Source organism: Rhizobium sp. BIGb0125 (genome assembly GCF_024810055.1).
Lineage (GTDB): Bacteria > Pseudomonadota > Alphaproteobacteria > Rhizobiales > Rhizobiaceae > Agrobacterium.
This window is the reverse complement of sequence record NZ_JANUDV010000003.1, coordinates 492,308-515,823: the sequence shown is the minus strand read 5'-3', so window position 1 is coordinate 515,823 and position 23,516 is coordinate 492,308. Positions and strand designations below refer to the sequence as shown.

The window sequence follows — 23,516 nt, the reverse complement described above, 5'->3', positions numbered from 1 at the left end:
CTCTATGAGGCGAGGGCACGCCAAAACCTCCAGCGCTTGCTGCAAAATCTGGCATTGAAACCCGGCGGATGAGCGGCAGCGCACATGCAGAGCAGTGCGTTTAACGGCCCTTCAAGCGTCGCAACGCCTCAAGCATCTTTGCCGCCTGGCATTGATAGGCAATTTGCTAACAAAAAGAGTTTGGCGAAATTCTCACGCTTGATGAACCAGCGAGACTTGATCGGTCAATCGACGTATTGATTGTATGTGATCCACCATTTGCTTTAAAGGCGGCACAGGCTCCTGCTAACTTAACGTACAGCACCCCATAGCTCAGGGGAAGAGCGCCAGTCCTGTCCTGGAGCGCCATCAGCCTCAATTGAAATTGTCTGCCTCATCATCAAATACAACATCTAAACGCTTCAAGTCTTGGAGGGTATAACCACGTCCTTCCTTAACCACGTCTCCAGTCATTCGGATCGGTCGGTAATTCCTATGCGCTTCTACGGCAACGTTGTATTGTGATAGAGGCAACGTTACCCCCACCTTTCTGGCTCGGCCCTCAAGGTCCGCAAGTATTGTTGCTCTTCCAGTATCCTCTCCGGCTTCGTGCTGGAGCTTAACAACTGGACCCTGAACAACATAATTCTCAAAAGTGTCGGTCGCACGGAAATAATCCGCGGCAGCCTGCAGGCTTCCCACAATACTCTGCGGAATTAGTATGGGTCTAATTGCAGGCTTCGGACGGTTGATTGCCCATGCGAAATCGAATTTGAGTGTGCTATTTTCGTCTGCCTTCAGAAGATCTGCAACTGCTTCGCAAAGGTTCGCGCTGACGCCATCTTTTACTGCTTCTTGGAATGCCGGGAAGCCACGGAGAGCTGTAGCTTCCGCAGCGCTCACCATCTTCCCAATCGCTTTTGCAAGAGTTTCTGTAACAGATCGCTCGAACGGGGTCTCATCAATGTCGTGACCAAAGAGATCGACTCTCCCCAACGACGGCGTAATTGGCGCTAAAATCGTTAAAACAAAACTCCCCACTTCGGTTTGGCCAAATCTCGCTTTTCGTAAGAAGTCAGTGGCTTGTTGTGGCTTTCTTGAATGAAAGACCGGCCTCCGCTGGACGGATGCGCAAGCTGCCGCAAGCATTATCTCCCTCGCGTTCTCAAAGATCTTGAGCCCGTCTTCAATCCTCACCGTCCCGTCTCGCGTGGCGGGGGACTGAGAGGCTATTCTAACGACATCAAAGCCAGAATTCATAAGATCTCGCAGAATCTCGAGCTGTGACCTTTCCTCGACGTTTTCCAACTGCCTAAGTGTTCTCGCCATAACGGATACGAAATCAGGGGCATATTCGCTTATCGGGAGCAGGATTTCCGCGTCGTCATCCCTTTCGTTATGCCATACCGAAAAACGATCCTCCACAACTGCGGACATAGTCCATCCATGTCCACGAAGGTAGGCAACAGCATATATGGGGTTGATTGCTCGAAGCAATTCAGGATCAGTTACCGACGCTTTCATTGAATAACCCCTCCCACAAGAAGTGCCTGCGTCAGATCCTTGCCGTCAGCCACTTGCTGCATCATTGCTTGTAGTTGGAACGGGTCAAAACGATTTTGTATAGGTAGATGAATAGTTCTAGTACCTTGTCCAATTGGCAGGGGAGGCTCATTCTTCAGGCAAACCCAATACCCGCAATGCCGGAAAGTCGTTGCGGCAGAATTATGGTTCAGCCAAGTTTGCATGTCATTTGGTACCAGAACTACCACTAGAATACGTGGTACTACATGATAGGGGTCAATCAAAGACTCGTAAGTGTCAGCGTCAATGACGTATGGAACCGTTGACCCCGTTGCCACGCCGCTTGCTTGACATTTCACTTGGATATTAATGAGCGGGCTTCTTTGCACGGTTCCTTTAACTCTCGAGGAAATAGTGACGTCAACTTTGTCATCGTCTGGTTCAGGCACCGCAACACCGCAGCCGGCCGCTGCGGCAACTGCCCTTACATACGAAATTGAAAACAAACCCTGACGGGCGCTTTGAACTGAATAAGGTGCGGTGACCATGGCGGTACTCTAATGGCAAGTTTAGCCAACATGCACCATCAGTGGTAAATGCTCTATTACGCCTAATAGTTGAGTAGACGAAACCCTAGCCCAACCCGTCACCCTGGACGTGGGGAAGGTGGTCACCCGCCAGTTCAGGTTTTTGCTGCCGGTTTTCAAAGTCCTGCAAGCGTCTGCCTGACATGGTCGGCAGCGGTTTGTTTGCTGGCGCAATTGTTTGGATCGCTCAAAACATGGGCGCGACGTTTCTGGTTGCCGCCATTCTGGCAGCCATCGGAGGATTTCTTGGCACCGTTGCTGGGCAAAAGTTGCAGCGTTAAGTGCCACGTTCATCTGCCAAGGTTAGAGCTTGATGTGGCATCACCAATTGGTGACAGCCGGCTTCGGTTCACCTGCGAGTGACAGTCTCAAAACCTGTCGCTCAAAAAGGGTCGACGGTTCCGACTCTTCACGACACATTTGCGGTAACGAAACGGCGCAGCCTGTGGTATGGCAAGATTCACAGGGCAGAAGATGAGGCAAGCCAGATGAGACAGGACAGCCGGTTGTCGCGCATGTTGCATGTGTTGATCCACATGGGCAGGCACAAGGGCGTCATGACATCGGACATGATTGCCACCATGCTGGATGCCAATCCGGTTGTCATTCGCCGCACCATGGCAGGCCTGCGTGAGCAGGGGTATGTGCACTCGGAACGTGGCCATGGCGGCGGCTGGACATTGGCGCGGCCGCTGGAAGAACTGACGCTGCTGGATATTTACCGCGCGGTGGGCGAACCTTCGATTTTTGCGGTCGGTCCGGCCTATGACATGCCCGGTTGCCCGATTGAGAAGGCCGTCAACGCCACGCTGGAAGATGTGTTTTCCGATGCGGAAAAACGCCTGATGGACCGTTTTGCCGGCGTCACTCTGGCTGACATTGCCAAGACATTTGTCGCCCCCGAAGGCGCGCACCAGGACCAGTCCTGCAGCGCGTGATCTGTTGAGCCTGATCAGGGCGCGGTAAGCAAGTTTTAGCCAAAAAATAAAGATCGCCACTGGAACGAATTTTTGCGATGTATGGTTGTGCCTGTCCGTGCGTCACATCTTGATGTGAAGTTCGGTAAAGCGCAGCTGGCTGGGAAATCATTAATTTCCGGGAACCGGCCTTTGATTGTCGACTGTTGTCAGAGAGTGATGCCCGCAGATGTTACGCAATATCTTTTCCCGACTGCTCAATAAAACCGAGCCAGAGGCATCGGAAGGCCCGTCCGCCCATGACTTTGACAGCTGGAACCGCATTGGTCGCGCCAAGGCGCTGAATGTCTGCGCCGCGCTGGAGGCCATCATCGATCTCGATGAAAGTCCCGACGAAGATCTGGTGGAAGACGAGCGCGATGAAGAATTTGCCGATGCGGTGCTGGATGAGGTTGTGGCGCTGAATGCCGCCGGCCACTGGCAGCGGGCGCGTGAACGTTTTGACCCCGCCCACACACCTTTCACCTCGCATATGGGCGATGTCGGCCTGCATGCTGTCGTCATCCTGGGGCCGGACGCCTTTCTGGTGCGGCTGGATGATCAGGTGCTGCACATTGATGGCGGCGAGATCACCGAAGTGGACGGCGCCACCATGGTGGCCATTTCGCGCAACCGGCGCTGGATTGTTCTGGCCACCGGGCAGGGCCTTGCCATTTCCGAGGGCTTTGACCCCGCCACACAAGAAATCACCCCATGGCCTGAAGATATTGAGGTCGATGCGACAACGGTGCGTTGCCTTGAAATTTCAGATGATGGCAAAAGCGTTGTTCTGGCCAGTGATGAATTCGGCATCTGGCTGCTGCGCGGCAGCGACTGGACCCTGCTGGCGCCACGCCCCGGCCATGTCGATGAGGACGACGAAGACGAAGACGATGATGATGATGCCGCCGAAGACGACGCTGACACCACGGCGGATGAAGCAGAAGACGGCGTGCGCAATGTCGGCTCCGATGATTGCCCGGTTTACATAGGCAGCCACAAGGACATCAAGGCCAAGTTCGGCGGCCCGCTGGACATAGATGCCAGCCACGTGGCAATCTCACCTGATGGGCACTACGTTGCCTATGGCTGGCAGGATGCCTATGGCGGCCATTATGTCGAGCGCATCACCGAGACCACCATTGAGCCGCATGGCCGCATCGAGGCTGAGAGCGATTACCCCTATAATCTGCGTTTCACCGATGACTCCAAAAGCCTACTGTCAAACTCCCGTTACGGCTCCAGCGGCGTTACCGTCTGCCGCGATCTGGCGTCACTGAAGGGTGATAATGACGCGGGCGAAGAAGAACCGCAGACAACGGATGATTATCTGCGCGCCTATGGCATGACGCAGCTGCCCGGCGAAGTCTATGGTCTGGGTGAGCCGGTGGCGTGGATTGGCGGGGCAGGCTGGTCGCATGCCGCACCACTTAGCGGTGGCAAGCCGGTGTTCACCCAGTTCCTCGGTTCGGCCTTGCGCGGATTTGATTTTGATCCGGTCAGCGGCCGTGTCGCCGTTGCCAGCGCATCCGGTGTGCTGCATGTGCTGGACCCGTTTTCCGAGGCGCAGCCCGGCCGCGAACGCGGGTACCATCCGCGCCGCGAAGTGTTCCGCTGGATTTTCTGGGAAACGCTGGAAACCCCGATCCGCTGGTAACTTCGGAACGGTTCAGATCCAAGGCGCGCCATTGGCCCAATCGGCGCGCAACATCTCCACAAAGCGCCGCACCTTGGGCGATACGTGGCGGCGCGTCGGGTATACGGCGCAGATCGGTGTTTCCTCGCGCACAAAATCCGGCAGTAGCGCTATCAGCCGACCCTGCCTGATGTCGTCACCGACAAGAAATTCACCCAGCTGCGCCACGCCAAGCCCGGCCAGAACAGCATCGCGTATCGCTTCGGTATTGCTCAGGCGCAGCGCGCCTTGAACGCTGATATCGCGGGCCACGCCACCCATCTGGTAGCGCCATGGCACCAGCCCGTTGGCATAGGTAAACACGATCTTGTCGTGGTCGGCCAAGTCATCCAGCGTGCGCGGCAAACCACGCCGTGCCAGATACTCCGGCGTGGCGCAGGTCACCAGCCGGTGAGGGGCCAAAATCTGGCGGATCAGGCCGCTATCGCTTGGTCCGCCAATGCGAATGGCCACATCGATACCGTCTGACACAAGGTCGCAATAATCATCGGAAAATGAAACATCGGCCTCCAGTTGCGGCCAATCCTGCAAAAAACGCTGCAACACTGGCAGCACGTGCAGCCGGCCAAAGGCGGTCGGCAGGTCAATGCGCAAACGTCCCTTCGGGGTCTGGTTGCGCTCGGCCAGCGTTGCCTCGGCATCGTCCACCTCGCATAAAATCCGCAGCGCATGCTCGTAAAACAGCTTGCCTTCATCGGTCAGGCTGGCGCTGCGTGTCGTGCGCTGTATTAGCCGTGTGGCAAGGTTTTCCTCCAGCCGCGTTATGCTTTTGCCAACCGCAGACCGTGTCATGCCCAGCCGCTCGGCCGCGCGGGTAAAGCTGCCACTGTCGGCCACCCGCACAAACGCCAGCACATCGCCAAAATGATCAAGCATTGTATCCGTTTCGTCCCATGTCTTGCCCTGTGTGGCCACTTTATCGGTTTTTCGGACCCAGTAAACAGCATGTCTTCACAGGCGCGGCATCTTGGCCGCGTAAAGCACAAGGACAGGCAGGCTCATGCAACCGCATATTTCAGCGACAGATCAGACAAAAAGCGGCGGCTGGCCTGCCGTATTAACGGTGGGGCTGGCCACATTCTCCGTCGTCACCACGGAAATGTTACCCGTGGGGCTAATGACCTCGATATCAACGGCGCTGGAAACCTCTGTCGGTACAGCCGGCCTGATGATTTCGTTGCCCGCGCTACTGGCGGCGTTGTTTGCGCCCTTTGTCCTGCTGGTGGCTGGCAGTGTGGACCGGCGGCATATTCTGGCCGGTTTGCTGGCACTGCTGGTGGCTGCCAATGTCGCCTCGGCCCTTGCGCCCTCCATGGGCTGGCTGTTGGCGGCACGGATCATTGTCGGCTTTTGCATGGGCGGCATCTGGGCAATTGCCGGTGGTCTGGCGCTGCGGCTGGTCGCAAACCATGCGGTTGGTACCGCCACCGCCATCATCTTTGGCGGGGTGGCCGCTGCCTCGGTGCTGGGCGTGCCCATGGGCGCTGTTATTGGTGATTTCGCCGGTTGGCGTGCTGCCTTTGCCGCCATGGCCGTGTTCAGCGCCATTGTGCTGGCGCTTAACCTCTGGGCCTTGCCCGCACTGCCCATTCGCCAGTCCGTCAGCCTTGGCCAGTTCAAAACCCAGCTGTCGCGCCCGGTTGTGGTGTTTGGCCTCACCATCACGCTGCTTCTGGTGACAGGGCATTTCATGGCCTACACCTTTGTCAGCCCGGTCTTGCAGATCGTCTCGGGCGTGAAGCTGGAATGGGTCGGCGCACTGCTGTTTTTATATGGGGCCGCTGGCATTGCCGGAAACTTTCTGGCCGGCATGGCCGCTATCAGCCACATCAGGCTCACACTTCTGGCCATCGCTCTGGGGCTGGTTGTCGCCATGTCAGGTTTCGTCTGGCTCGGCGCAACGCCAGCAATGGGTGCCACCTTGCTGCTGCTCTGGGGCGTGGCCTATGGCGGCGTGTCCGTGACCCTGCAAACATGGATGATGAAGGCGGCACCATCAGCCATTGAAATTGCCTCGGCGCTGTTTGTCTCGGTGTTCAACATTGGCATTGCCACCGGCGCCTTTATGGGCGGGCAGGTGGTTGATAGGGCCGACCTTGTTACCAATCTGGCGCTGGCAGCCATCTTGCCCGCGCTGGCGCTGCTGGCCACCCTTGTTTTTTCCACCCTTGTTTTTCCGACCCTCGTTTCTCAACGCAAAACCCATCTGTGAGCACTGACATGTCCCATGACGTCTACGAACTGGGTGACATCACCCTGCAGTCGCGCCGCACCATCCGGCAGGCAAAACTGGCCTATAAAACCTTCGGCACGTTGAATGCCGCCAAGGACAACGCCATCATCTACCCGACATCCTTTGCCGCCAGCCATGATGACACGGCCTGGCTGGTTGGGTCGGGCAGGGCGCTGGACCCTGCGAAATATTTCATCATCGTGCCTGACATGTTCGGCAATGGCTTCTCCAGCTCACCCAGCAACACACCGTCACCAACAGGTGACGCCAGGTTTCCTCACGTCACCATCCATGACAATGTGCAGCAGCAGCACCGGCTGGTGTCGGAACATTTCGGCATCACCAAACTGCACATGGCCATTGGCTGGTCGCTGGGTGGTGCGCAGGCTTTTGAGTGGGCGGTGGCCTTTCCAGATAGGGTCGAACGGCTGTTCACCTTCCAGAGTGCAGCGCGCACCTCGCGCCACTTCCATCTGTTTTTTGACAGTGTGCGTGCGGCCATCGAGCTGGATGCAGATTTTCATGGTGGCTTTTATGGTAAGCCGCCGCATCGCGGCCTGCGGGTTGCCGCCCGCATCTATGCGGCATGGGGTTTTTCGCAAGGCTTTTTCCGGCAAAGGCTGGATGAGACAGCGCTGGGTTACGCGTCGCTGGAAGATTTTCTGGTCGATTTCTGGGAAGGCTGGTTCCTGAAGCGGGATGCCAACAACCTGCTTGCGCATATCTGGACTGGCCAGCACGCCGATATCAGCGCCAATGTCAGATATGGCGGCGATCTCGATAAGGCGCTGGCTGCCATCATGGCAGATACCATCATCATGCCGTGCTCCAGCGACCTCTATTTCCCGCCGGATGATGCCGCTTATGAAGCGGAAAGGATTGCCAGGGCCGAACTGCGCATTCTCAACTCACCCTGGGGCCATGTGGCCGGCGAAGGCTTGAATGATGCCGATACCGTCTTCATCGAACAGGCAATCCGGGATCTGCTGGCCCGTTAAGGGGCGTGCCGCAAGGTAACATCCGCTTACGGCAGGTTGCCCGCACTTGCCGGATTGCGCGCTGCAACCTACCTTCCACTCCACGCGTTTGGTCGTCTGTCGGTAAAACAAGCGGACCCAAGACAAACGGGCCTAAGATTGGCGAGGAGAAAACGGCATGGCAGAAACATCAGGCGATGGCCTAACGGTGCTCATTGTTGGTGCCACCGGGCTGGTCGGCAGCCATGTGCTCCAACTGGCGCTGGAAGACCCCGCCGTGGCCAAGGTCATTGCACCGACCCGCCGCCCTCTGCCGCCACATGAAAAACTCCTGTCACCGCAGGTCGACTTCAACCAGCTGCCAACCGAGGCCGACTGGTGGCGGGCAGATGCGGTTATCTGCACGCTTGGCACCACCATCAAGGCGGCCGGTTCGCAACTGGCCTTCCGCAGGGTGGACCATGATTACCCGCTGGATGTGGCGCGCCTCGCCAAGGCTTACGGCACCTCCACCTATGTGCTGACCTCGGCCATTGGTGCAGACGCCAAGTCGCGGTTCTTTTACAACCGCGTCAAGGGTCAGCTGGAAAAGGAACTGGAAGCGCAACGTTTCACATCGCTTACCATCGTGCGCCCCGGCATTATCGGCGGCAAACGGCCTGAGTTCCGGCTTGGCGAACGAGTGTTCCTGCATGCCATGCGGCTCATTGGCCCGCTTCTGCCGCGCCAGTGGCGCGTCAGCCCGGCCGATAACATCGCCCGCGCACTTCTTACCGCCGCCATTTCTCAAAAACCGGGCGTTCATATCATCCCGGCCAGCGAACTGGCGTGAGGCTTGTATGTTTATGTAGGCACCTCATGCCTTGTGCTTGCTGTGGGCATCCAGTGCCGCGCGTCTGCGCGGCGAAAGGCTTCTTTTCAGCCCAAAGACTTGGGCTGGCCTGGATCTCTGTGACAAGCACAGAGATGAGGTGGAGTATGTTGGTTGCACTGAACGACATAGGATAGCGTTCATGGGTTGGGATCGTGCCCTTACCTCTACCCTTGTGGGAGAGGAAGAAAAATCATCATCTTAGCTTGCTAAGTGATAGATTTTTCAGGTGAGGGGTTTTGTTCTGCCGCATCGCGACCCGCCCACTCGACGTCATCCTCGCCCTTGTGGCGAGGATCCAAGCCGGTGCCAAATATGCAACCTGTTCAGATTGTCGGGACAAGCCCGAAAATGACGATGATCGGGGTGAGGGCGGGAACGACCTGTGAAACATCGTTTAAGCGTTTTAGCCCAAATTCCTGTTCTGCGCGGCCATCCAGTCGACAAATGACTGCAGCCGCACGGTAAAGGCTGCAGGTTCATCCTGCGGTGTCAAAGCCTGCGTCAGAAAATAATCGATCTCGTCACGCCTGAACGGAAAACGGTCGCGCAAGCGGTTGGCATGAGCATCCAGCGTATCCGGCCAGTCGATATCCTCATGATGCCGCAACACATTGGTGGAGCGGATCAGTTTGCGTGATGCCTCACGCATCAGTCGGGCAGCCGTACTGTGTGAGATGTCTCCGCTCAGTGATGTACGGTAGTCGCCGAGAACTCTCTCGAAGTCGCCATTCACCGCTAGCGCCAATTGCCGCGATGGGCGAAACAACCCGATACCAAGCGCCAGATCTTCCCCTAGGAGACAGCGGCAGTGGTGTCGCAGCCAATATTTCCAGGCTATCCCGGCCTCTGACGGCAAAACCTCACTTAGCAGGCCGATGTCGAAGTCGATCTTGCTCACCACCGGATAGGCGGTCTCTGCCTCACGGCGTATCTGTTCAAGGTCTGCCGCCTCATCAGAGGCGGGTGCGGCGTGCAGGATGATGGAGAGATCAAGATCAGAGCGCCCGGCAACGGCTTGGCTTGTGGCAACGCTGCCATAGACATAGACGCTGTGAACGCAAGGAAGGTTTGTCGGCGAAAGTTGCTGGCAAATATGGTCGAGCAGCGGGCGAAATGCCTCCTGAAAGGGTGGTGTGACAATGGTCTGGATAAACCCGTTCTGATCCACACCCATCACGTCACATCCAGCGCCGCGCTGCCAATCTGCGCAAGGGTCGTTGCGGCATAGGCCTCCACCAGCCGTGCTTCGGCGGCCGCATGCGCCGCCTCGATCACTCGGTTGGAGGCGCGTTCCACCGGGCAGGACGGGTGGTCTTCAGAGGTTGGTGCGGTCAGAATATTGCCGGCGGTCAGCGCACGTTGCACGTCCAGCACGGTAATCTCGTCGAGCGGCCGTGTCAGTTTCCAGCCGCCGCCACGGCCACCTTCAGACTCCACAATGCCATGTTCGCGCAGCGAACCCAGCGTGCGGCGCACCACCACCGGGTTTGTGTTCAGCATCTGGCCAATCCGCTCGGAGGTTTCCCGGCCACCCAGCAACCCCATGTGAACCAGCACGTGCAACATTCTGGCAAGCCGACCGTCGGTTCTCATGAATGGCCTTTTCTGAAACAATAAAAGTTACGGTATATTGACATCTGGTCTAACGTGTAACATTTATTGTTACGCGATGAAAGGATATGTGCATGTACCGCCGCCACTTTCTGCTGAAGGCGATGGCGCTGCTTACCACCGTTTCCGCACCCCATGCCCAGCCGCTTTTGCGGCCAGCCGCCAAGGAGCAGCCGATGATCGAAAAAACCATAAACACCCGCACCATCAGCATCAGCGTGCTTGAAGCGGGCGAAGGTCCGCTGGTCGTTTTGTGCCATGGTTTTCCCGAGACAAAACGTGCCTGGCGGCATCAGGTTACGGCACTGGCGCAGGCCGGTTACCGCGTCGTGGCACCGGATCTGCGCGGTTATGGCAAAACCGATGCGCCAGCGCGTGACGACCAATATAGCGTGGTGCATGCAGCGGGTGATCTGGTGGTGCTGCTGGATGCGCTGGGCGAACAGCAGGCTGTCCTTGTCGGCCATGATTGGGGCGCAACCATTGCCTGGCAGGCCGCACTGATGCGGCCGGACCGTTTTCGCGCTGTGGCGGCACTCAGCGTTCCCTTCATGGGCCAACCGCCCGTGCCGCCATCACAGATTTTTCCGCAAAATGATCAGGCGCTGTTTTACACCCTGTATTTTCAGGAGCCGCAAGGCGCCGAGGTCGAGTTTAACCGTGACGTGGCGCTGACCCTGCGCAAACTTCTGTTTGCCGCCAGCGGTGAAGCGGGGCCACGCAAGGCAGGGGATGCGACACCCAACCCCTTTGGTATGGTGGACCGTAAAACCGGACTTCTGCCCAGCCTGCCAGAGCCGAAAACTTTGCCGGCCTGGCTGCCGCAGGAAGAGTTTGACCAGCTGGTTCACGCGTTTGAAAAAAGCGGCTTTACCGGTGGCCTCAATTATTACCGCAATCTCGACCGCAACTGGGAACTGCAACAGGCAAACATCGGCCAGTTGGTCAGCATGCCCGCGCTTTTCATGATCGGCGAACGGGATACCGGCCTCAGCATTCCCGGCATGGACCAGATCATTGCCGCCATGCCGTCTCTGGTGCCGGGTCTGCGCGGCAGCCATGTGCTTGGTGGTGCCGGTCACTGGCTGCAACAGGAAAGGCCCGAAGAGGTATCGGGCCTGTTATTGGACTTTCTCAACACACTGGAAAACTGAGGTTTTCCCGCGCCTGCCGTTATCCACCTCGCTTATGGTGTCGGCCTGACGCCATCATCGTCAGGCAGCGGCGTGTCATCCTGTCGTTTTTCAGCGGCTTTCAATTCGCTGACGATAACGCCAGCGACGATAAACAACGCGCCCAGCAGCGCCAGCGGCGGCAGCCGGTCGCCAGCCATGCGGCCAATAATGCCGCCCCACACCGGTTCCCCGGCATAGATGATGGCGGCGCGAGACGCCGACACGGTTTTCTGCGCCCAGTTCATGGTGAACTGGATCAGCGCGCTGGCCACCGCCAAGCCGAGGGCTGCCGTCAGCCATACCCATGAAAAGTCGGGAATGCCTTCGCCAAACAGCGGCATGGCAAGGAAGGAAAGGGCGCTTGCCACAAAACACTGCACCACGGAAATACGGCCGCTATCCACCACCGTCGCAAACCGGCTCATCAGCAGTATCTCGACGGCAATGGCAAAGGCACTCAGCAAGGTGGCAATTTCGCCGGCCCCAAGCCCGACATGCAGCGCATCCGGCCCGGCAATCATCACCAACCCGGCAAAGGCCAGCGCCACACCAACAAGCGTGGTGGTTTTCGGCGGCCGTTTCAACACCAGCCATTGCAGCAGCGGCACCAGCGGCACGTAAAGCGCCGTCAAAAAGGCCGATGTGCTGCTGTTGACCGTCTGCAACCCGAAGGTCTGCAGGGAAAACACGATGAATATCGATGTGCCGATAACCGCGCCGCCACGCAGTTCGGTCAGGGTCAGGTGCCGCATGCGTTTGCGGAAAATGACCAGACAAATGGCAGCAGCTCCGAGAAACCGCAGGCCGACAAAAAACAGCGGCCCGGTATGGCTCATGGCAGTGTGTATGATCAGGAATGTCGCGCCCCAGACCACGGTAATGGCGATCAACGCCAGCTCCTGGCGGGAAAAAACCAGCTTGTATTTCGAAAGTGTGTGCATAATAATACGCAATATGAGCAATATAATGCACAGTCAAGATGACCCATCCGATGTTCTCGCGCATGTGGCTGCCAATCTTCGCCGGTACCGTGCCGACGCGGGCATGAGTCAGGAAGCACTGGCCCAGGCCTCCGGCCTCAGCCGTCGCATGATCAGCAATCTCGAAAGCGGCGATACCAATATCAGCCTCAGCAAACTGGCCTCGCTGTCGCGTGCGCTGGGTGTCGGCTTTGCGGCCATGGTGGCAAATCCGGCCGCCAGCACCACCAAGGTCGAGGAAATTGCCTGGCGCGGCGCAACACGCAAAAGTTTTGCCGTGCTGTTGGGCACGGCGCCAGCCCGCAGCCTTGCCGAATTGTGGTCCTGGTCGATCGATGTGGGCGATACCTATCAGGCAGAGCCGGACCCGGTTGGCTGGTATGAAATGATATCCGTGTCGGCGGGTCGCCTGCGCATCAACAAACAGGATGGTTCGGTGGTGGTCAAAGCCGGGGACTTCACCATTTTCGACAGCGCCCAGCCTTATTCCTATGAAAATATCGGCGATGAAGTGCTGCATTTTACCCGCGTGGTGGTTTGCTAAACGCAAGCCCAAACACCCCAATTCCTGCCTTCCGCATATATCGAGCATGATCATGAGCACCACAAAGACCTTCACGCCATCAGGTTATTCGCACGTCCAGCCGGGACATGTTGCCAGTGTCGTCACCTGTCTGGAAATGACCGAAAACCCGCACGCGGCGGAACCGTCCTTTGCCGGTGACATCCGCCTTGAACGAATGGAAAAGCCAAATCTGGAGGCCTACCGCACGCTGTACCGAAAGATTGGTGCAGAATGGCTGTGGTTCTCGCGCCTCATCATCAGCGATGAAAAACTGGCCTCGATCATCGGCCATGACGACGTCGAGGTCTATGTGCTGCGCGATGGTCAGCAGGACATCGGCCTGATGGAACTTGATTTTCGTCAACCGAATGAGTGTGAGCTGGTGTTTCTGGGCCTGACCGAGGAAGTAACCGGCAAGGGTCTTGGCCGCGCGCTGATGAATGCGACGCTGAAACGTGCCTGGCAGAGAGACATCAAACGCCTGCACCTGCACACCTGCACGCTGGACCATCCCTCGGCACTCGGCTTTTACCTGCGCTCCGGTTTCCGGCCGTACGCTTTTCAGGTGGAAACGCAGGCCGATCCGCGCCTGACCGGCCACCTGCCACTGACGGCCGCACCGCATGTGCCGCTGATCCAGCCGGAATAGAAACAAGCCTAACACCAGTCACCCAACCTTGCCCTTGTCACACGGTTGCCAGGGGCAGGGGCTTGCCGTGCATTCGCCACCCAATGCTCTTGCCATAATAGATAGTCATGTTATGTAATAACGTAACTTATGTTGTCTGTCGGTCCATCCGCTGCCCGTACCAAAGCGCGGCTTGGTAACATTGACAGTGATATCTGAACGTGTAGCTTGTCTGGGTCATGGTTCTTCCACCTCTGGGTGGAAGCTAAGAGGGAATTCGGTGCAAAACCGAAGCTGTCCCGCAACTGTAAGCGGTTAGCCGTTTGTCCAACATGTCACTGGCAGAAATGCCGGGAAGACGGACAACGGCATTGACCCGCAAGCCAGGAGACCTGCCTGACGAGATACGATTCCGTGGTCGGGGTGTGCCACAGGAATGAGTGTGTGCGCGGCCTTCCTGCCAGACATGCCTTCATTTTTGCTGCCTCCTGTATTCGAGATTTTGGCAGTGAATGAAGACGTAGAACTTAAGAAAACCCCACCCATGCGCCCGTCACGGCGCGCCATTCTTCTCATTGCAAAGTCTGCCTTTGCCGCATCTCCACATCTGGAAATGCAACGTCTTGCCGAAAACCTGGCTGAACATATTGCGCTGTCACACTCCGGAGACATCGTGCAATTTGCCTTTACGGAGCAGGGCACGCCCTCGCTGCGCGACGGGCTGTTTTCCCTGCTGGAACAGCAGCTTGACCATATCACCATTCTGCCGCTGGTTCTGCCGGTCGAGCCGAGTTTCCGCAACTGGCTGGTCAAGTCGCTGAAGCGCTGGCGTGCGTCAGCCACCCAGCCCTGGCCCGAAATTTCCATCACCGGCGATATCGCCTCTGCCAGCCAAATGCTGCCGCTGATGAGCGAGCTTTTGGGGCAGGCGCAGGCGCTGGAAACCACGCCCGCCAAGGCGGTCGTACAGGAAGGCTCGCTGGTGCCCGCGCAAAAATACCGCGTTCTCGTCTGTTCCGGCGGTGCCTGCAACAGCGCAGGCGCCGATACGATCTGGAACCACCTTCGCAACCAGCAGGAACGTTTGAAACTGCGCGTCACCGGTGCTGGCACCATGACAGCCAAATCCACCTGCCTTGGGCCGTGCAATCTGGCGCCGGTGCTGCAGGTGTTTCCCGATGGCACCTATTACGGCGGCGTTACCGAACAGGCGGTCGATGACATCATTGCAGGCCATCTGCTCGGCAGCCCTGAACTCGGCAACCATGTGGTCGAGACCCACGCCTACCATCCAACAGGCCGCAAGCAGCGGCTGCGTATTCCCCAAAACTGATCCGAGGAGATAAAATGTCATCCAAATTCCTGTCGCGCCTTGGTGCGACCTGGCTTGCCACCGCCGTCATGTCCACGGCGGCTGCCGGTTTTGCCGCAGAGCCGCTGCGCGTTGGCGCAACCTACATCACCTCGGGCACCGATCCGGCCAAGGGTTCCAATGGCTGGGCACTGACCAGCCACGGCGTTGGCGAAAACCTGTTTACCGTTGACCGTGATGGCAAGCTGGTGCCGGAACTGGCTGACAAGGCAGAGCGCAATGACGATCTGACCTGGACAATCACCCTGCAGCCGGGCCGCGCCTTTTCAGACGGTTCGCCCGTCACCGCCAAGGCGCTGGCCGCCGGATTTGACAATACCTTCGCCAACAACAAGGCGGCGCTTGCGACCGGTGGCAAGCTGAGTTTTGCCGCGGTGGATGACCTGACACTCAAGGTCACGACGGAAAAGCCGGTGCCTTACATTCAGGCGCTGTTTGCCGAATGGCCACTGGTGGCCTACACACCGGCGGCCAATGGTGAAGCGCTGTTTACCGGCCCTTACAGCATTGCCGCCTTCAAGACAGATGCCTCGATCACACTTGCACCCAACGCCCATTTTGCCGGTGCAGACAGTCGTTCTCCGGTTGAGTTCCGCAAGTTTGGTGACGCGCAAAGCATGACATTGGCGCTGGAATCCGGCGAGCTTGATCTGGCCTTCGGCCTGCCGTCGGAAGTCGTCAGCCGCCTGAAAACCAACCCGGACCTTACCATCAAGTCTTTCCCGGTCGGTTATCAGTATCTGGCCTTCCTCAACACCACCCGTCCGTTGCTGGCAGATGTCAAACTGCGCCAGGCGCTTGATCTGGCCTTTGACCGCACCGAACTGGCAGCTGCGATCAATGGCGGTGAACCGGCAACCGGTGCTTACGCCGCCTATTTTCCCTTTGCTGGAAAAAATGCCCGCGTCACAGATCTGGATAAGGCAGCGGCGCTGCTGGAGGAGGCGGGCTGGACCAAGGGTTCCAACGGCACCCGCGAAAAGGACGGCAAGCCGCTGCGCCTGCTGGCCATTACCTATCCGCAGCGTCCTGACCTCGTAACCATGCTGCCGGTCGTCAAGGCGCAGCTGGCACGGGTCGGCGTGGAGCTTGATACGCAGGTGGTTGAAAGCATCCAGCAGGTTGCTTCGGCAGGCGATTTCGATATTGCGCTCTGGGCACAACACACTGCACCAAGCGGTGACCCGGCCTTCTTCCTCAACTCGATGCTACGTACCGGCGCGTCGCTCAACTACGCCAAATATGCATCGCCGGAATTTGACGCCATTCTCGACCGCTTTGCGTCGGAAGGTGAACCGGATGCCCGCGTCAGCATTGCGCTGGATGCGCAGGACAAGCTGTTTGAGGACGTTCCGGCCTCGTTCCTTGTCTCGCCGGTCTGGTATGTCGGTGTGTCCAAGCGGCTGGAAAACTATCAGCCCTGGGGTTCGGACTACCACGTCCTGCGCGCCGATATTGGCGAAGCGAAATAGTCATGAACCTGATCTGGCCCTGCATCAGATCAGCCATTGGGCTGGCGGCGATTTCCTTCGCCGCCTTCGCCATTATTTCGACAATGCCGTCTGACCCCGTGGCCATTGCCGTGCATGTCTGGAACCTGCCGGCAACGGATGCAACATTCGCGGCCTTGCGGGCGGAATGGGGGCTGGATCAGCCAATTCCGCTGCGCTACCTGCACTGGCTGCAAGGGTTCGTTGTGGGCGACTGGGGCCGCTCCTTCCGCACGGGTGAGGCGGTGTTTGCAGAGTTTGCCGCGCGCCTGCCGGTCTCGCTGTTCATGGGCCTGTCAGGGCTTTTTCTCGCCATGCTGCTGGCCGTGCCGCTTGGCTTTTTTGCTGCGCTCAAACCCGGCGGTATCGTCGACAGGTTCAGCCGCAGCCTGTCTGTGTTCGTGCAGGCCGTTCCGGCCTTCTGGGCCGGGCTGGTGCTGTTATGGGTGCTGGGCGTGCAGTTGAAGTGGATCAGACCCTTTGCCAATGACACGGCCTCGATCGTCCTGCCCATTGTGTTGATTGCGCTGCATTCGGTAGCCGTACTGGCGCGGGTTTACCGCCATGATCTCAGGCAAACCGCAGCCCTGCCATTTTACGTCACCGCTTTGGCCAAGGGTCTGTCACCCCGTCAGGCGCTGTGGCGCCACGGCCACCGCAGCGCGCTTTACGCGCTGCTGTCGGCCGCTCGCTCCGAGGCCGGTTGGGTCATCGGCTCAACCGCAACCATGGAAATCCTGTTCGGCCTGCCGGGCATCAGCCAGTTTCTCGTGCAGAGCATTGCGGCACGTGACCAGATGGTGTTGCAGGCCTATGTCGTGGTCATTGCGCTGTGGATGCTGCTGATGAATGCGACCGCGCGCCTTGCCATGGAATATCTCGATCCGCGAGCCCGCCTATGATCCGTTATCTGTTGCTGGCGCTGATCGCTTTGTTTTTCGTCACCGGTGGCCTCTGGCAACCGCATGATCCGGATGCCGTCAATATTCTGGCCCGCCATGCCGGTGTCAGCAGCCAGCATATTCTCGGCACCGACCATCTGGGGCGGGATCTGTTTTCGCGCATTCTGGCCGGTGGCTGGAGAACCGGCTGCGTCATCTTTGCCGTCGCCTCCATCGGTTTTGTTATCGGCAGCATTCTTGGCACCACCGCCGCCATTCTGGGCGGTTGGCGTGAAAGCATCCTGCTGCGCGCCTGCGAATTTTTCATCATGGTACCCACGCTCATCGTGGCGCTGACGGCCGCCGCGCTGTTTGGCCTGTCACCGCTCAGTGCCGGCGTGGCCTTGGGGCTGGCAGGCATTGGTCCGCATTCGCTGCTGGCCCATTCGCTCAGCAAACGGGTGCTGGGCCAGCCCTTCATTCTGGCGGCACAAAGCCTTGGTGTGTCACCGGCCAGAATGATAACCCGCCACCTGCTGCCCAACACCTTGCCGCTGATGTTGACCTATGTCGGCAATCAGGCCGGTCTTGCCATCGTTGCCTATGCGGCACTTGCCTTTATCGGCCTTGGCGCAGACCCGTCAAAACCCGACTGGGGTTCCATGCTGTTTGAATATCGCGTCTTCATCTTCGACCATCCGATGTTGATGATCTGGCCCGGCATTGCCATTGCGATAACAGTCTCGGTGTTGAACTGGACCTTCGACAATTCCGAAATGGATCAGAGACGCCGCCGCCATATCTGATACCAGTACAGGTTTTCGCGTGTAATTTTTTCCACAATGCAACTCGTTCAGTTTCGTGTCAGCCATCTGGGGCATCGCTGTTGTCACAAACAGGTCAGCCTCAGGGAACATGCCCATGCGCAGTTACTCAACCGTCCAGAAACTTCTCCACTGGAGTGTTGCAGCCCTCGTTGCCTTTAACCTGCTATTGCCGGACGGCATGAATGCCTGGCACCGTTTGGTCAAACATGGCCAAGTGCCACAGCCCGCAGATATATCAGTGGCCAATATCCATGCGCTGGTTGGCATTGCCATTCTGTTTCTGGTTGCGGTGCGGCTTGCCATACGCATCACATCAGGCGTGCCGCCACAGCCACATGGCCAACCGCCCATCATCCACCGGCTGGCAGGGTTGGTGCATGGTCTGCTCTACGCGCTTTTATTTGCCATGCCGATTTCAGGCATGATTGCCTATTACATGGGCATAGATGTTGCCGGTACGTTGCATGCCGAGGTGCTGAAAACAGCCCTTTGGCTGCTGCTCGGTGCCCATGTCGCAGGCGCTCTTGCCCAGCATTTCTATTTCAGATCTGACGTCTTGCGCCGCATGACTGTGTCTTGAGTGCATCGGCGCAGGGTTGCGCTGCCGTGCTGCCCCCACTAAGGCACGGCAGCGCAACCTGAATTCACGTGAGCACCTGAAGACGTTTCAGTCCACCAGCCCATCCGGCCGGATCAGTGTCGCGCCATAATTGCCCGTGACAGAATTCAGTGTCCCAAAAATAATTATTGACTGATGTGTCAATAATGCCTAGTTTGATCCTATGGCAAGACCAAGAGAATTCGACCGCGACGCGGCGCTGGACAAGGCATTAAGGGTGTTCTGGGCAAAGGGATTTGCCGCGACATCGACCGATGATCTGCGCGAAGCCATGGGCATCGGCCGCCAAAGTCTTTATGGCGCGTTTGGTGACAAACGCACACTTTATCTGGAGGCGCTGGATACCTATCAGCGCCGCACCAATTCCGGCCATGTCAGACGGTTGACACAGCCTGCGTCACCCATTGAAGGCATCGAAGCCTTGCTGGCCGGCTTGGTCGCCGATGATGATGGCGAACGGGCGCTGGGCTGCATGGGCGTTGGCTCGGTGGGCGAATTCGGCGTGACGGATGAGGCGCTGAACGCCCGCCGGCAAAAGGTCGGCTCATTGCTGCACCAACGCATTAGAGAACGCGTGGAAGAGGGGCAGAAACTGGGAGAACTGGATCGAAGTCTCGATGTCGACCAAACGGCGACCTTCATCCAGATGACGATGACGGGTATGCAGTTGGCAGCGCGCGCTGGTTCATCTCTCGATGATCTCAAGGGCATGGCACGTTTTGCTGTTGCCCGCCTGAAAGCCTGAAAAAACCTCTCCAAGACGAGAGGTTTTATTGTGCATAATTATGGACTGATCAGTCAATAAAGGAGACACTGAATGACGATCAATGAACGTAAAACGGCTCTGGTATTTGGTGGTGCGCGCGGCATTGGCCGCGCTGCTGTCGAACGGCTGGTAGCAGATGGTTTTGATACCGCCTTTACCTACGTCTCACGGCCAGACAGCGCCAATGAACTGGTGGCCCATGTTGAAGCGCTGGGCGGTCGCGCCTTCGCCATTCAGGCAGACAGTGCGGACCCGGCGGCCATACAGTCGGCGGTTGCCAAAACGGTTGACCTGTTAGGAAGTATAGACACAGTGGTGGTCAATGCCGGCATTTTGCGTCTCAATCCAGTGGACGCCGTCAGCCTGGATGAGCTCAACATGATGCTCGACATCAATATTCGCGGCGTCTTCCTGTCCATTCAGGCCACCGTGCCGCATTTGAAGGATGGCGGCCGGGTCATCACCATCGGCTCCAATGTCGCCATCAGCACAGGTTTTCCCGGCAGCAGTGTCTACCAGCTGACCAAAGCCGCGGTTGCAGCCATGGTCAAGGGTCTGGCGCTTGATCTTGCGCCGCGCCGTATCACCGTCAACAATGTCCAGCCCGGCCCAACCGACACTGACATGAATGCCGGTATCATCGACATGTTGTCGGCCAGAAGCCCGCTGAAACGTGTGGCAGATCCCGCAGAAATTGCCGGTGTAGTGTCTTATCTCGCCGGTTCCGGTTCGTCCTACATGACCGGCGCAAGTTTGACTATTGATGGTGGCCTTACCCTGTAGGCCGCCACCACCCACCATCACCGCACGGTCCCGGCCATTTGCCAAACCGTGCGGCAAACCGCCGATCACCTGATGCCTGACTGAGCTATCTTCGTCTGTCCGATTTTTCGTGATCATCATTGACCAAAGCCATCGAAATACGCATATGGTTGCATGGTGCAACTATATTGAAAGTTCATGCCATGGCCGTTGAAGCCGCAAGTCAGCTGATTGATCACATCCGCGCCACCTCGCGCCATCTGGTGCGAGAACTCGGTTTCATGGGCGGTGATTTTGCCGGCACCAATCTGCCACCCTCGGCCGTGCATGCGTTGATTGAAATTGAAAAGGGCGGCATGACGGCGCGTGATCTGGCCGCCATCCTGCGTCTGGAAAAATCAAGCGTCAGCCGCATGTTGCGCAAGCTGGTGGAAGCGGGCGATGTGCGCGAAGCGGCCGGTGAAGAAGACACCCGCACCAAACGCTTGTCGCTAACCCCGGCAGGACAACAGCGCGTCGCATCCATTCACGCCTTTGCCCGTGCGCAGGTCTCGTCGGCGCTTGGCCGTCTGCATCAGGGGCAGCATGAGACTGTGCTGGAGGGCATGCGGCTTTACGCCGATGCGCTGTTGCCACGAGACCAGAAGCCACAATCAAGCCCGGTTGAGATTGTCACCGGCTATAGACCCGGCATCATTGCCCGCATCACGGAGATGCACGCGCTTTATTATGCCCGCACCAGCGATTTCGGCCAGGCCTTTGAAAGCCGGGTCGCAGGTGGGCTGGCAGAGTTCTGCGGCCGTCTGGAAAACCCGCAAAACCGAATATGGGCTGCGATGCGTGAGGGCCAGGTGCGGGGTTCGGTCGCCATCGACGGTGAAGATCTCGGGGAGGGCATTGCCCATCTGCGCTGGTTCATCACCGATGATACGCTGCGTGGCACTGGTGCGGGAAAAAAGCTGCTGGATGCCGCAATGGATTTCGTTGACGCCAGTGGTTTTACCGAAACCCATCTGTGGACGTTTGCCGGCCTCAACGCCGCCCGTCACCTCTATGAGACAAGAGGGTTTGTGCTGGTTGAGGAATATGCCGGCAGCCAGTGGGGCCGCGAGGTGCTGGAACAGCGTTTCGTGCGTAAAAACCCGCAAGCCTGATCCAACCGTCATTACCTGACATGATAAAGGCCACCGTATCAGCGGTGGTCTTTTGAAATTAAACTTGTGGCTCAGGCGTTGGTATTTACGCCTTGGCCAAATCGCCGTAACCGGGGCGTTTGTAAAGTGCGGCCTCGTTGGCTGCGATGTCGGGGCCGTAAACCGTGGTCTCCCATTCCGGTGGCTCTACCTCGGAAATGGCAACCGAAAGCGATGCATCGGTGGAGCCGAAAATCGCCTTGGCGGCTTCCACAACCTTTGCGGCAAATTCTTGCTTCTGCTCTTCAGTCTTTCCGGGAAACATCTTTACGGAGATATGGGGCATGGTCTTATCCAATCCTTCTTTCAGGTTTGCCACATCAATAGGACAGAAAACTTGGGGTTGCCACCGCTTTAAATTGCCGCCTGAAAACAAGGCCGGCCAACCTTTGTCGATGGTTGGCCGGGCTGTTTGGCTGGGTCTCAATCTTTCAATTCAGTTACGAAACTGTTCGTCTGTCACCTGATCGGACCAGGCAACATTGGCGCCGTTTTCCATGTAGGACAGGGCAATATGGCGCATCAGAGTTGTGTCGGTTGCGCCATGCCAGTGTCGAATGCCGGGGGCAAACCACACCACGTCGCCCGCCTTGACGTTGCGTTTTTCCGCACCGTCTTCCTGCACCCAGCCGGCACCTTCGGTAATGATCAGAAGCTGCCCACGCGGGTGCGAATGCCAGGCGGTGCGCGCACCCGGCGTAAAGGTCACCAGCCCGGTGCTGTGGCCATTTTGGTCATTGGCATCAAACATCGGCTCCACAAACACCGTACCGGTAAATTGCTCTTTCGAGGCAAGCATGGATTTCCTGGTGCTGTTTTCGGAGATGATGATGCCTTCGGCCGCAACCGGGCTGCCAAGCGCACTCAGTGTCGCAGCAATAGCGATGGTCTTTTTCATGGTTTTTCCTTTGAAATGGGGGTGTCGCCAGGTGGCGACAAAAACGCTGCGTGACGCAAATCAGATCTTGCGTCCGGCAGCTCAGCTTGGCCGGTTTTCAATCACGTCCTTGGCAACGGGCACGGCGGAAAATACGTTTGGCCACCCCGCGTAGAAGGCAAGTGTCGTCAACAGTTCCGAGGCCTCGGTGGCGGTCAGGCCATTGTCCATTGCCTTGTTCAAATGAAAACCGACCTGCGCCGACTGGCCGTTGGTAATCAGCGATGCCACCGTCACCAGACTGCGGTCACGCGGCGCAAGGCCTGGGCGCTGCCACACATCCTGAAACAGCATGGCGGTGTAATCGACAACGCCTTGCGAGATCGGGCCAACGCTTTCTGCAACGCTTTTTGCGCGACTGTCTTCCGCCGCCTGGTTTATGGGCAGCAGTTCCGGGTTTTCCGGTGGCAATTGGTCGCCGGTAATGCCGCGCGCTGCAAACACATTCTTGGCAACCGCAACGGCAGCCGTGGCCTGCGGAAAACCGGCATAAAACGCCAGATGTGTGATGATTTCCGACAATTCGCCAGCCGTCACGCCATTATCAAGCGCCAGCTCGAAATAAAATGGCATCTCGATTGTCTGGCCGCGTGCAATCAGCGCGGCAATGGTCACCACGCTTCTGTCACGTGGCGACATGCCCGGCCGTTTCCAGATTTCATCAAGCAGGATTGTCTGGGAATATTTGCCAAGGGCGGGAGAAACCGCCCGAATATCGGCAATCGTCAGCGGTTGCGCCATGTTGGCGCGTTTGGTGTCTTCAGCAAATGTCGGGGCGGCTGCAGAAAGCGACATGGACAATGCCGTGGCGGCAAGTTTCTTGTTCATACAGGAATTCCTTCAAAGGTGATGACAACCCTTCAAAGTTAGGTGCGAATTCCCCT

At 57.8% G+C, this 23,516-nt stretch carries 25 protein-coding genes and 1 riboswitch; of the genes, 16 read left to right on the top strand and 9 right to left on the bottom strand.

Going from position 1 to position 23,516, the window contains the following annotated elements; all coding sequences use genetic code 11:
* Window positions 1-354: 354 nt before the first annotated feature.
* Together M2418_RS10780 and M2418_RS10775 are read right to left on the bottom strand one after the other, a co-directional pair.
* Window positions 355-1,503: a KUP/HAK/KT family potassium transporter gene (locus M2418_RS10780; protein WP_259146418.1), complete on the bottom strand. Its 1,149-nt coding sequence runs from the start codon at window positions 1,501-1,503 to the stop codon at window positions 355-357.
* Window positions 1,500-2,051 carry a DUF4365 domain-containing protein gene (locus M2418_RS10775; protein WP_259146417.1) on the bottom strand — a complete coding sequence of 184 codons (552 nt, stop codon included), beginning with the start codon at window positions 2,049-2,051 and terminating at the stop codon, window positions 1,500-1,502. The genes M2418_RS10780 and M2418_RS10775 overlap by 4 nt, the downstream gene beginning before the upstream one ends.
* A gap of 527 nt (window positions 2,052-2,578) precedes the next feature.
* Between M2418_RS10775 and M2418_RS10770 the strand changes: the two genes are divergently transcribed.
* A complete protein-coding gene (locus M2418_RS10770) occupies window positions 2,579-3,028 on the top strand; it encodes an Rrf2 family transcriptional regulator (RefSeq protein ID WP_192491362.1) in 450 nt (149 codons plus the stop codon).
* A gap of 208 nt (window positions 3,029-3,236) precedes the next feature.
* Window positions 3,237-4,703, top strand: coding sequence for a hypothetical protein (locus M2418_RS10765; protein WP_259146416.1), 1,467 nt, complete (start codon window positions 3,237-3,239; stop codon window positions 4,701-4,703).
* Between the two features lie 12 nt (window positions 4,704-4,715).
* Here the strand turns inward: M2418_RS10765 and M2418_RS10760 are convergent, their stop codons facing one another.
* A complete protein-coding gene (locus M2418_RS10760; protein WP_259146415.1) occupies window positions 4,716-5,618 on the bottom strand; it encodes a LysR family transcriptional regulator in 903 nt (300 codons plus the stop codon).
* 124 nt (window positions 5,619-5,742) lie between these two features.
* Here M2418_RS10760 and M2418_RS10755 point away from each other — a divergent pair, with 124 nt between their 5' ends.
* The 3 genes from M2418_RS10755 to M2418_RS10745 all read left to right on the top strand — a co-directional run bounded on the left by M2418_RS10755 (window position 5,743) and on the right by M2418_RS10745 (window position 8,784).
* Entirely contained in the window at window positions 5,743-6,954 is a 1,212-nt protein-coding gene (locus M2418_RS10755; protein WP_259146414.1) for an MFS transporter, read from the top strand.
* An 8-nt stretch (window positions 6,955-6,962) separates the two neighbouring features.
* Complete coding sequence (locus M2418_RS10750) at window positions 6,963-7,973, top strand: alpha/beta fold hydrolase (RefSeq protein ID WP_259146413.1); 1,011 nt, start codon at window positions 6,963-6,965, stop codon at window positions 7,971-7,973.
* A 157-nt stretch (window positions 7,974-8,130) separates the two neighbouring features.
* Window positions 8,131-8,784 (top strand): oxidoreductase, encoded by a 654-nt coding sequence (locus M2418_RS10745; protein WP_259146412.1) that lies wholly within the window; start codon window positions 8,131-8,133, stop codon window positions 8,782-8,784.
* A 445-nt stretch (window positions 8,785-9,229) separates the two neighbouring features.
* Here M2418_RS10745 and M2418_RS10740 read toward each other — a convergent pair whose 3' ends face one another.
* Both M2418_RS10740 and M2418_RS10735 read right to left on the bottom strand, forming a co-directional pair.
* Window positions 9,230-10,000 (bottom strand): malonate decarboxylase holo-[acyl-carrier-protein] synthase, encoded by a 771-nt coding sequence (locus M2418_RS10740; RefSeq protein ID WP_259146411.1) that lies wholly within the window; start codon window positions 9,998-10,000, stop codon window positions 9,230-9,232.
* Complete coding sequence (locus M2418_RS10735; protein ID WP_259146410.1) at window positions 10,000-10,419, bottom strand: Rrf2 family transcriptional regulator; 420 nt, start codon at window positions 10,417-10,419, stop codon at window positions 10,000-10,002. The genes M2418_RS10740 and M2418_RS10735 overlap by 1 nt, the downstream gene beginning before the upstream one ends.
* A gap of 194 nt (window positions 10,420-10,613) precedes the next feature.
* Here M2418_RS10735 and M2418_RS10730 point away from each other — a divergent pair, with 194 nt between their 5' ends.
* Window positions 10,614-11,591 (top strand): alpha/beta fold hydrolase, encoded by a 978-nt coding sequence (locus M2418_RS10730; protein WP_259146665.1) that lies wholly within the window; start codon window positions 10,614-10,616, stop codon window positions 11,589-11,591.
* Between the two features lie 32 nt (window positions 11,592-11,623).
* On the opposite strand, the gene M2418_RS10725 is transcribed toward M2418_RS10730, so the two are convergent.
* Entirely contained in the window at window positions 11,624-12,553 is a 930-nt protein-coding gene (locus M2418_RS10725; RefSeq protein WP_259146409.1) for a DMT family transporter, read from the bottom strand.
* A gap of 25 nt (window positions 12,554-12,578) precedes the next feature.
* Between M2418_RS10725 and M2418_RS10720 the strand changes: the two genes are divergently transcribed.
* The 10 genes from M2418_RS10720 to M2418_RS10675 all read left to right on the top strand — a co-directional run bounded on the left by M2418_RS10720 (window position 12,579) and on the right by M2418_RS10675 (window position 21,656).
* On the top strand, window positions 12,579-13,136 hold the full coding sequence (locus M2418_RS10720; protein ID WP_246788275.1) for a helix-turn-helix domain-containing protein: 558 nt from the start codon (window positions 12,579-12,581) through the stop codon (window positions 13,134-13,136).
* A gap of 52 nt (window positions 13,137-13,188) precedes the next feature.
* Window positions 13,189-13,806, top strand: a complete 618-nt coding sequence (locus tag M2418_RS10715; RefSeq protein ID WP_310503190.1) for a GNAT family N-acetyltransferase — start codon at window positions 13,189-13,191, stop codon at window positions 13,804-13,806.
* Between the two features lie 202 nt (window positions 13,807-14,008).
* Window positions 14,009-14,200: riboswitch (cobalamin riboswitch) on the top strand.
* Between the two features lie 129 nt (window positions 14,201-14,329).
* A complete protein-coding gene (locus M2418_RS10710) occupies window positions 14,330-15,118 on the top strand; it encodes a (2Fe-2S) ferredoxin domain-containing protein (protein ID WP_259146407.1) in 789 nt (262 codons plus the stop codon).
* Window positions 15,119-15,132: 14 nt separating this feature from the next.
* On the top strand, window positions 15,133-16,629 hold the full coding sequence (locus M2418_RS10705; RefSeq protein WP_259146406.1) for an ABC transporter substrate-binding protein: 1,497 nt from the start codon (window positions 15,133-15,135) through the stop codon (window positions 16,627-16,629).
* A 2-nt stretch (window positions 16,630-16,631) separates the two neighbouring features.
* The gene (locus tag M2418_RS10700; protein WP_259146405.1) at window positions 16,632-17,549 is read left to right on the top strand and encodes an ABC transporter permease; all 918 of its coding nucleotides are present in this window, start codon (window positions 16,632-16,634) and stop codon (window positions 17,547-17,549) included.
* Complete coding sequence (locus M2418_RS10695; protein WP_259146404.1) at window positions 17,546-18,334, top strand: ABC transporter permease; 789 nt, start codon at window positions 17,546-17,548, stop codon at window positions 18,332-18,334. Before M2418_RS10700 ends, M2418_RS10695 begins: the two co-directional genes overlap by 4 nt.
* Window positions 18,335-18,443: 109 nt before the next feature.
* The gene (locus M2418_RS10690; RefSeq protein WP_259146403.1) at window positions 18,444-18,935 is read left to right on the top strand and encodes a cytochrome b; all 492 of its coding nucleotides are present in this window, start codon (window positions 18,444-18,446) and stop codon (window positions 18,933-18,935) included.
* A gap of 202 nt (window positions 18,936-19,137) precedes the next feature.
* The gene (locus M2418_RS10685) at window positions 19,138-19,719 is read left to right on the top strand and encodes a TetR/AcrR family transcriptional regulator (protein ID WP_259146402.1); all 582 of its coding nucleotides are present in this window, start codon (window positions 19,138-19,140) and stop codon (window positions 19,717-19,719) included.
* Between the two features lie 72 nt (window positions 19,720-19,791).
* Window positions 19,792-20,523, top strand: coding sequence for an SDR family NAD(P)-dependent oxidoreductase (locus M2418_RS10680; RefSeq protein ID WP_259146401.1), 732 nt, complete (start codon window positions 19,792-19,794; stop codon window positions 20,521-20,523).
* A 182-nt stretch (window positions 20,524-20,705) separates the two neighbouring features.
* Window positions 20,706-21,656 carry a helix-turn-helix domain-containing GNAT family N-acetyltransferase gene (locus M2418_RS10675; protein WP_250982472.1) on the top strand — a complete coding sequence of 317 codons (951 nt, stop codon included), beginning with the start codon at window positions 20,706-20,708 and terminating at the stop codon, window positions 21,654-21,656.
* A gap of 85 nt (window positions 21,657-21,741) precedes the next feature.
* Here the strand turns inward: M2418_RS10675 and M2418_RS10670 are convergent, their stop codons facing one another.
* The 3 genes from M2418_RS10670 to M2418_RS10660 form a co-directional block, all read right to left on the bottom strand.
* Complete coding sequence (locus M2418_RS10670; protein ID WP_250982471.1) at window positions 21,742-21,981, bottom strand: tautomerase family protein; 240 nt, start codon at window positions 21,979-21,981, stop codon at window positions 21,742-21,744.
* Window positions 21,982-22,131: 150 nt separating this feature from the next.
* Window positions 22,132-22,593 carry a cupin domain-containing protein gene (locus M2418_RS10665; protein WP_250982470.1) on the bottom strand — a complete coding sequence of 154 codons (462 nt, stop codon included), beginning with the start codon at window positions 22,591-22,593 and terminating at the stop codon, window positions 22,132-22,134.
* An 81-nt stretch (window positions 22,594-22,674) separates the two neighbouring features.
* A complete protein-coding gene (locus M2418_RS10660) occupies window positions 22,675-23,460 on the bottom strand; it encodes a carboxymuconolactone decarboxylase family protein (RefSeq protein ID WP_259146400.1) in 786 nt (261 codons plus the stop codon).
* Window positions 23,461-23,516: the final 56 nt, after the last annotated feature.